Origin of the sequence: Mobiluncus porci (assembly GCF_009695935.1) — a bacterium.
GTDB lineage: Bacteria > Actinomycetota > Actinomycetes > Actinomycetales > Actinomycetaceae > Mobiluncus > Mobiluncus porci.
Genome location: NZ_VUMY01000008.1, coordinates 109,736 through 117,231, shown reverse-complemented (window position 1 = coordinate 117,231; position 7,496 = coordinate 109,736). Strand labels below are relative to the sequence as shown.

Here is a 7,496-nt window from a genome sequence, read left to right as displayed (position 1 = left end):
AAAACAGGGGAACAAATTCAGTCAGAAAAAACCTGACAAAACCCAATTTTCATAAAACAGAAAACCAGACAAAAACACTAACAAACCCCACCCCACAAAAAAGCAAGGCAAGGCAAAAACAAAAAAAACGCGTAAACAAAAAAACAAAAACACTATCGAGATCAAAACCAACAAACCCACTCGCGAGATACCCCGCCGGGGACGACCCTCTTTTGAGCGCAGTATGCCCCTCTCGGTTCATTCCGGTTTCGCCATCAGGCCTGATTGCTACCACATCGACTTAGTCTGTCGCAGCGGCAACAGGTAAATAACTTAGTAGGTTATTTTCGACTTGTCAAATCGAGCGGGCGGATTGCCTCGCGGAACTTGATTTTTCCGCTTGTTGCCAACACTCCACGCCGGTAGAGTCGCGACCCGATCCAGATGAGAAACGGGAGGATTGCCAGGTTGATAGCCACCGACAAAACCGGCTCCCACCACGCCACAGTTGAAGATGCGATTTGGCGCGCCGGCATCGCATAGCAGTTCAAGAACGGCAACATCGACGCCACCTTGATGAGAATGTGGTTGGGGAAAAATACCGTCAGAACAGCCGTGTAGAAGCCGGCCATTTGCACCAAAACCAGCGGAATGATGGCCTGACCGATTTCTTCCTGTCGCGAAACCATGGCTCCCGCTCCGGCATAGAGAACCATGTAGGTCGCGAGTCCGAGGAGGAACCACACCACATACCAACCCGAAAAACTTGCCACACTGATGCGAATGGAACCGGCGAGACCGGAAATGAGCAGAGCCGCGATACCGGATCCGCCGATACAAATCATCGAGATTATTCCGACAGCGGTGATGCCGATAATCTTTCCAATCAAAAGTTGGCTCGGGCTCACCGTGGAGATGAGGACTTCCACCACCCGAGAGACTTTTTCTTCCACAATTCCGCTAGCTACGAGCTGGCCGGCGCTCATCACTATTGCAAAGAGCACCATAATCATGACGATGATGACGAGGTAGGCGCCAAAATTGAACGCATCTTGCGACTCGGCTTTATCTTGACCCGACACATCTTTGACTTGTAACTTCAGACCAGAGACTTCATTTCCGAGTTCTTTGAGATCCACCCCCGCTGTTACGAGATATTGGTTGATTTTCACGCTCTTGTAGACCAGGTCAACCATCATCTGTGAGGTGAAGGAAACGGGACCGTCACTGACCAAGACCGGTTGGTCCAATGTCCCCGCTATCCCCATGGAAATCTCCCCATTTTTGACCGCTTGTTCCAGTGCGGCATCATCGGGAAAGGTCTCTACCTGGTATCTCTGTGTAAAGTCACTGGGGAGGCCGCCATCGATTTGGCCGGTAATCAGGTCTTGCCCATTAAAGGCAATGGCATAATCCCGCGTCTCCGCGGTTACCCCCACATTTTCGGGTTCTATACTGGTCGGTACAAAAACGCGGGCGAGGATACCGGCGCCAAGAATGATGACCATCGTGACGACAATGGTGGCAATCGTGGATTTGGCCCGCATTCTAACGGAAAACTCGCGTCCGGCGATAAGAAAAATTTTGCTCATTTTGCGTCCTCCTTGGCCTCGTCCTTCTCCGGCTCCTCGCGCTGCGACTCATCGTGCTCAGGCTCAACCACGGAACGGAAAATCTCTTGCAGAGTGGGACGAACCTGCGAGAACCTGGTCACAACCCCGGCATCAACCGCAATTCGCAGCATCTGACGGGTACATTGGTTTGCGATACCGGCTTCCATCACTATCCCGTTGGGAACACTTTGTACCGAGCATCCCATTTCTTTCGCTCTGGCGGTTACTGCAGCTACGGCTCGCTGGTCCCCGCAAAGCTGAACCCGCGGGGTAGAGTGCTCCGAACGCAACTGTTCCACCTCTCCGGAGGCCACGATAGACCCTTCCGAAATGATGGCCACATGAGAGCACAGTTCCTCCACCAAAGCCAGTTGGTGAGAGGAAAACATCACTGGAATTCCTCGCGCCGCATACTCGCGCAACACCCCGCTCATAACATCGACAGCAATCGGATCCAGGCCAGAAAAAGGCTCATCGAGAATCAGCATCTGCGGGTCGTGCACCAAGGCGGCTGCGAGTTGGACGCGCTGTTGGTTTCCCAGAGACAGTTTTTCGAGCACGTCGTTTCGCCTCTCAATAACTCCCAGGCGTTCCATCCACGTCTCCGCCGAGTGTTTCGCAGCCTTTTTGTCCAACCCGTGCAGCCTCGCGAAATAAATGAGCTGTTCTTCAACCTTCATCTTCGGATACAGGCCGCGCTCCTCGGGCATATAGCCGATATTGGCGCGGGCCTCGTCGCCTATGTGGCTTCCTCCAAAAGTGACCGTCCCGCGGTCTGCTCCCGAAATGCCCATAACAATCCGCATGGTGGTGGTTTTTCCCGCGCCGTTTGCCCCCACAAATCCCATCAAAACGCCCGGGTCAATCTGGAGATTGACACCCTTCAGGACTTGACGTTCCCCGAATGACTTATAGAGGTCTGTAACCAGTAGCGACTTACCGTCAGGTGTTTCCACGGATTTTCGACCTTCCCTAGTTCCACAGTTATTGCTCTCTAAACACTATAGGCAAAACGGGATTGGGAGCCACGCGAAAAGCGCGGGCATGGCGAGAATGATTTTCGTTTCTCGGGTCACGATGTGGATAGGATGGTCACCATGTCATGGTGGGAAGCGTTGCTCTTGGGAATCGTGGAAGGTTTGACCGAATATTTGCCGGTTTCTTCCACGGGTCACCTCACAATAACCGAATACTTGCTCGGAAAGAACATTGCCGATGTTGGGATGGTGGCTTTCACTGCCGTCATCCAAATCGGCGCGATTGCAGCGGCAGTCATCTATTTCTGGGGCGATATTTGGCGGATTGCGAAGGCCTGGGTTACGGGACTTTTCCGACGCGAGGCGAGGCGAGACCCGTATTACCGTTTCGGTTGGGCCATCATCGTCGGCTCGATTCCGATTGCCGTGGTTGGGCTGTTGTTCAAAGACTTCATCGAAACCGGTCTTCGTTCCATGTGGTTCGTTGCCGGCGGGCTCGTGCTTTGGTCCGCGGTTCTCTTCACCGCCGACCGCTTTTCCGCAAAGCAAACGGGGACGGTTTCGGCAGAGCGCGCTGGCAACGAGCAAAACGAGTATGAGCCAGCGTGTAACAGCGCGGAGGCGTCAAAAACTGCGCAGCAGTTTAGCCGGAGCTCCGCTAACGGCGCTCGCGCCGTAGCGGAGCAAGGTGGAACCGTCCCCGATTACTCCGCCGATGCCTCCACGACTATCCCCCAAGCCCTCATCATCGGCTTGGTTCAATGCTTCTCCCTAATCCCCGGCGTCTCTCGCTCGGGCGCTACCATCTCCGCGGGACTCTTCCTCGGTTTTGACCGCGTTCTCGCAACGCGGCTGTCTTTCTTCCTCGGCATCCCCGCCCTGGTCGCGGCCGGCACTCTCCAAGGCATCACCAATTTCGACAAAATAGGCTCCACTGTCGGCTGGGGGCCAACCCTTATCGGCCTCGCAGTCTCCTTTGTCGTTGGCTACGCTTCGATTGCGTGGCTGCTTCGCTTCGTTTCCAAGCATTCTTTTAATGCTTTCATCATCTACCGACTCCTCGTCGGCGGCGTTATCGCTGTGCTCTTGCTGAGTGGAACCATCCCCGCAGTCTAGCGAGACCGCGAAAACTGCTGAACTAAGCCAACCACCCACCGGAAGAAAGGAGAAAACCGCAATGACCGCCGAGATTGGCGTCTTCGTTTCCACCTTCGCCATCATGTTCGTCATTGTTGACCCCTTCGGGAACCTTCCGGTCTTCATGTCCCTGACCGCGCATTACGCGCCCGCAAAGCGACGCTTGGTAGCTTGGCAAGCCAACGCTCTAGCCTTCGTGATTTTGCTGGTTTTCGGGTTTTTCGGCTTCAAACTCTTCGGACTGCTGGGAATCACCCCCGCCTCGCTCCAGATTTCGGGAGGGCTGCTGCTCCTCATCGTGGCCTTGCAGCTCCTGACCGGCGAAGAATCGAAGCCGGGGAACGAAGGCGGGGAACTCAACATTGCGGCGGTTCCTCTCGGAACCCCTCTGCTGGCAGGGCCTGGTGCCATCGTGGCACTCATGGTTCAGATGGACAGTAGCGGCCACGGGGTACTCTCGATTATCGCCGTAGTCCTCGCCACGCTGCTCGTCTTAGCGTTTTCCTGGCTCACGATGTTTTTCGCCACCCCGATTATGCGCTTCTTAGGCAACTCCGGCATCGCTGTCCTGACTCGCTTGTCAGGCATGATGCTTGCTGCCATTGCCATCCAACTCATGATTTCCGGAGTCATGAACGTGGTTCAAGAAGTCGCCAAAACCCTTTGACGTCGAAACCCGGTTTTCCGAACTTGGGAAACAAACTCGTGATGATTTCGTCACGAAAGCCTCTATAGCCGAGTTGGTGGCGAAATCTTCACGAGTTTGATCCGATATACAGTTCAGAACTCTCTCATCTATGTGGTTCAATTGCTTGTACCCCTACATCAACGAAGGAGCCGATGATGACTACAGTAAAAGCCTACGCAATGGACGGGCCGACTTCGTCCTTTCACCCCGTAACCCTGGAACGGCGGGAGCCCGGACCAACCGAGATATATTTTGAAATCAAGTACGCCGGAATCTGTCATTCCGATATCCACACCGGTCGCGGGGAATGGGGGCCAGCGATTTATCCCCTCACCCCCGGCCACGAGATTGCCGGCATTGTCACCAAGATTGGAACGGACGTTACAAAGTTCGCGGTGGGTGACCGTGTCGGAGTCGGCTGTTTCGTGGATTCTTGCGGGCATTGTGAGACTTGTCAAGCCGGTTTCGAACAGTTTTGCCAGACTGATGGTGGGACAATCTGGACCTACAACAACCTCGGTCGTGACGGCCTCCCGACTGCCGGGGGATATTCTCAAGGGATTACCGTGGAGCAGGACTATGTCTGTCGGATTCCTGATTCGCTTGGGCTCGATGTGGCCGCGCCGATCATGTGCGCGGGCATAACGTTGTACTCACCGTTGACGCGCTGGGGCGCGGGGCCGGGGAAGAAAGTTGCCATCGTCGGAATGGGCGGACTCGGCCATATGGGGGTCCAGATTGCCGCGGCTCTGGGCGCGGAAACTCACGTGATTTCACGGACTCGGTCGAAGGAAGCCGATGCTTTGCGGTTTGGCGCGGTTGAGCTCCATCCCACCAGTGAGAACGGTACTTGGGATTCAATGCGCGGCGAGTTCGACTTGATTGTCTCGACGCTTTCTGACGGGGTCGAGCTCGATGATTTGCTGGCCTGTGTGAAGCCACAAGGGGTGGTCGCAGTCGTGGGCTTGCCGGAGCAGCGCCAGGACTTCGCCATGTCCAGCATCGTCCAGCAACAAAAGATTCTGGCAGGGTCGAATATTGGTGGCATCGCGAAAACCCAAGAGGTTCTGGATTTCTGCGCGGAGCATAATATTGCCCCACAGATTGAAGTTATTTCCGGAGACAAGATCAACGAGGCTTGGGATAACGTGGTGGACGCGAAAGTCCGCTACCGCTACGTCATCGACACCGCAACGTTTTAGATTACGGGAAAGGCCGCTTCACAATCGGAAGCAACTTCCTGCCCCAGCGCCACATATTCGTCACCGACGCCCTTGCCCCGACGCTCCAGGTTTCCAAAATCTGGTTGTTGCCGAGGTAAAGCGCAACATGGTAAGGGGTGTTGCCGCTTCCCATAAAGACCAAATCCCCGCGTTGCCGCTGTGAGAAGGGCACACTCATCAATCCGTTGTGCCAGTAAAGCTGCTGGCTCGTGCGATAAAGCGGCTCCGCGTGATGCAGAACGTTTATCGGCTGCGGATCAATTCCAGCGGCATACAGTGACTGTAAAACCAATCCGGAACAGTCAAATCCCTGTTCCCGCGGCCCCGCTCCGCCCCAGACGTAACGCGTGCCGAGCTGTTCGTATGCGTAGCCAATCATGGTTTCAACGCGTTGCTCGCGGGTGGCTTCTAGCCCAAGACGCGGCTGCTCCTGGTAAGTGTCAACGTTCCAGGGATAACCAGTCCCCAAGGCATTCCAAGTGGCTTCGTCGACAATCCCAGTCACGGGCAATCCGGCTCTGGCCTGGAAGTTCCGCACAGCTCTAATCGTTGTGGAATTCATTGTCTGGAAGCGCCAGCCCAGCCCAAGTTTTTGCTGAACAATGCCGACCTTGACCCCATTCCATCCGGGAGTCAAAACATTCGTACCTTGCACTGGGGTGATGTGGTCAACCGGTTGGAGATATTGCGGAGGAATCGTGTAAGTCGGGCAAACTACGCTTAAAGCAGCATCCGGCATTGCCCCCGGACCGCCAAGCAAGGTTCGACCGGGAATCGCATTAAAAACGTCCACAATCGCCCGAGTATTACAGTTCGTGCGACTTAACAGAATCGGCGCACCGGTCGCCTCAGAAAGGGTGGCGCCGGTCAGGGCATCAGGGAAGTTGCTTCCGGAAGCAATCAGAGCTTCCGAAAAATTGTTTCCCCAAAAGAAGCGCGCCACATTGAGGGCGGTTTCATAGCGGTTCTTTCCACCAAAAACCGCTGTTTGCGACTGCGGAAGAATCGCCTTAATCTCGTCAAGGACATTTTGAGAGAGGGCCGAACCGATAACCAAAATCCACTGCGGTTTTAGGCGCAACAGCTCAGCCTTAGTTGATTCCGGAAGACCGCTAGGAGAAGACAGCAACAGCGGTGTATTACCGTGAGCTGCGCCCGCAGAACCGACGATGGCGTCAGGAAAATCGGCGCCGGTAGTAAGGCTGACATGAGAAACCTGGTCAGGGAAAAAAGCTTGCGAGATTTTCGCCGCCGTTTCGTAACGATCCACCCCGGCAATGCGCTCCACATTAGCGTCGGGGACGAGCTCCGAGATTTCATCAAGAACATCATCAGAGACAGCCCCCGAACCGCCCGCAACAATGACTTTCCCGGGTTGAAGCCTCTTGAGTTCTGCAACGGTTTCGCTCGGAATCGAATCTTGAGCAGTCAGCAGGATTGGGGCACCAATCTTACCTGCCACGGATCCGGACACGAGTCCATCTGGAAAGTTTGTACCGCTCGTTACAATAACGTTTCCGCCGGTAGCCTCGGACACCGTCTTGCTTATCAAAGACGCCGTTTCAAAGCGATTAGCGCCGCCCACGCGTGGCAAGGCCTGGATTTGCACCTTCGCGAATTGGCCAGCAGCGAGAATCTCTGTTTGCTCCTGGATGCTTGCCTCGTTAGAGCCCGAGTCGCCAGTATCAGCCCAGACCGTCCCGGGTCCGACCAAAGCCAAAGCACACGTTGCCGCGAGCGCAGGAATCATCGTGGCCGTAAACTTCCGGACAGTGTTCACCTTCATGTTTGCCTCCCAATTGCGACTCTATAACACAACATCGCCCCCCCCGGGAGGACTGTAGGATTTCGGGTGGTTTTTTCATTTTTTTCCAAGCCG

Annotated in this window: 7 protein-coding genes; 4 read left to right on the top strand and 3 right to left on the bottom strand. The window is 55.0% G+C overall.

The features are described from left to right. On the top strand, nucleotides 1–284 hold a 284-nt coding region (locus tag FYJ63_RS11195; RefSeq protein ID WP_229770000.1), incomplete at its 5' end, for a hypothetical protein. 36 nt (nucleotides 285–320) lie between these two features. Here FYJ63_RS11195 and FYJ63_RS05885 read toward each other — a convergent pair. Both FYJ63_RS05885 and FYJ63_RS05880 read right to left on the bottom strand, forming a co-directional pair. Further along, nucleotides 321–1,571: an ABC transporter permease gene (locus FYJ63_RS05885; protein ID WP_154544695.1), complete on the bottom strand. Its 1,251-nt coding sequence runs from the start codon at nucleotides 1,569–1,571 to the stop codon at nucleotides 321–323. Continuing rightward, on the bottom strand, nucleotides 1,568–2,548 hold the full coding sequence (locus FYJ63_RS05880) for an ABC transporter ATP-binding protein (RefSeq protein ID WP_338106847.1): 981 nt from the start codon (nucleotides 2,546–2,548) through the stop codon (nucleotides 1,568–1,570). The genes FYJ63_RS05885 and FYJ63_RS05880 overlap by 4 nt, the downstream gene beginning before the upstream one ends. A gap of 141 nt (nucleotides 2,549–2,689) precedes the next feature. Between FYJ63_RS05880 and FYJ63_RS05875 the strand changes: the two genes are divergently transcribed. The 3 genes from FYJ63_RS05875 to FYJ63_RS05865 all read left to right on the top strand — a co-directional run bounded on the left by FYJ63_RS05875 (nucleotide 2,690) and on the right by FYJ63_RS05865 (nucleotide 5,596). After that, on the top strand, nucleotides 2,690–3,685 hold the full coding sequence (locus FYJ63_RS05875; protein WP_154544693.1) for an undecaprenyl-diphosphate phosphatase: 996 nt from the start codon (nucleotides 2,690–2,692) through the stop codon (nucleotides 3,683–3,685). Nucleotides 3,686–3,746: 61 nt separating this feature from the next. Further along, on the top strand, nucleotides 3,747–4,373 hold the full coding sequence (locus FYJ63_RS05870) for a MarC family protein (protein ID WP_154544691.1): 627 nt from the start codon (nucleotides 3,747–3,749) through the stop codon (nucleotides 4,371–4,373). A 176-nt stretch (nucleotides 4,374–4,549) separates the two neighbouring features. After that, nucleotides 4,550–5,596 carry an NAD(P)-dependent alcohol dehydrogenase gene (locus FYJ63_RS05865; protein ID WP_154544689.1) on the top strand — a complete coding sequence of 349 codons (1,047 nt, stop codon included), beginning with the start codon at nucleotides 4,550–4,552 and terminating at the stop codon, nucleotides 5,594–5,596. Between the two features lies 1 nt (nucleotide 5,597). Here FYJ63_RS05865 and FYJ63_RS05860 read toward each other — a convergent pair whose 3' ends face one another. Then, nucleotides 5,598–7,403, bottom strand: coding sequence for a cell wall-binding repeat-containing protein (locus FYJ63_RS05860; protein WP_154544687.1), 1,806 nt, complete (start codon nucleotides 7,401–7,403; stop codon nucleotides 5,598–5,600). Between the last annotated feature and the right edge of the window lie 93 nt (nucleotides 7,404–7,496).

Coding starts and splice junctions, on each gene's coding strand:
- FYJ63_RS05865 (WP_154544689.1), top strand. CDS start 4,550: ATGACTACAGTAAAAGCCTACGCAATGGACGGGCCGACTTCGTCCTTT.
- FYJ63_RS05875 (WP_154544693.1), top strand. CDS start 2,690: ATGTCATGGTGGGAAGCGTTGCTCTTGGGAATCGTGGAAGGTTTGACC.
- FYJ63_RS05860 (WP_154544687.1), bottom strand. CDS start 7,403: ATGAAGGTGAACACTGTCCGGAAGTTTACGGCCACGATGATTCCTGCG.
- FYJ63_RS05870 (WP_154544691.1), top strand. CDS start 3,747: ATGACCGCCGAGATTGGCGTCTTCGTTTCCACCTTCGCCATCATGTTC.
- FYJ63_RS05885 (WP_154544695.1), bottom strand. CDS start 1,571: ATGAGCAAAATTTTTCTTATCGCCGGACGCGAGTTTTCCGTTAGAATG.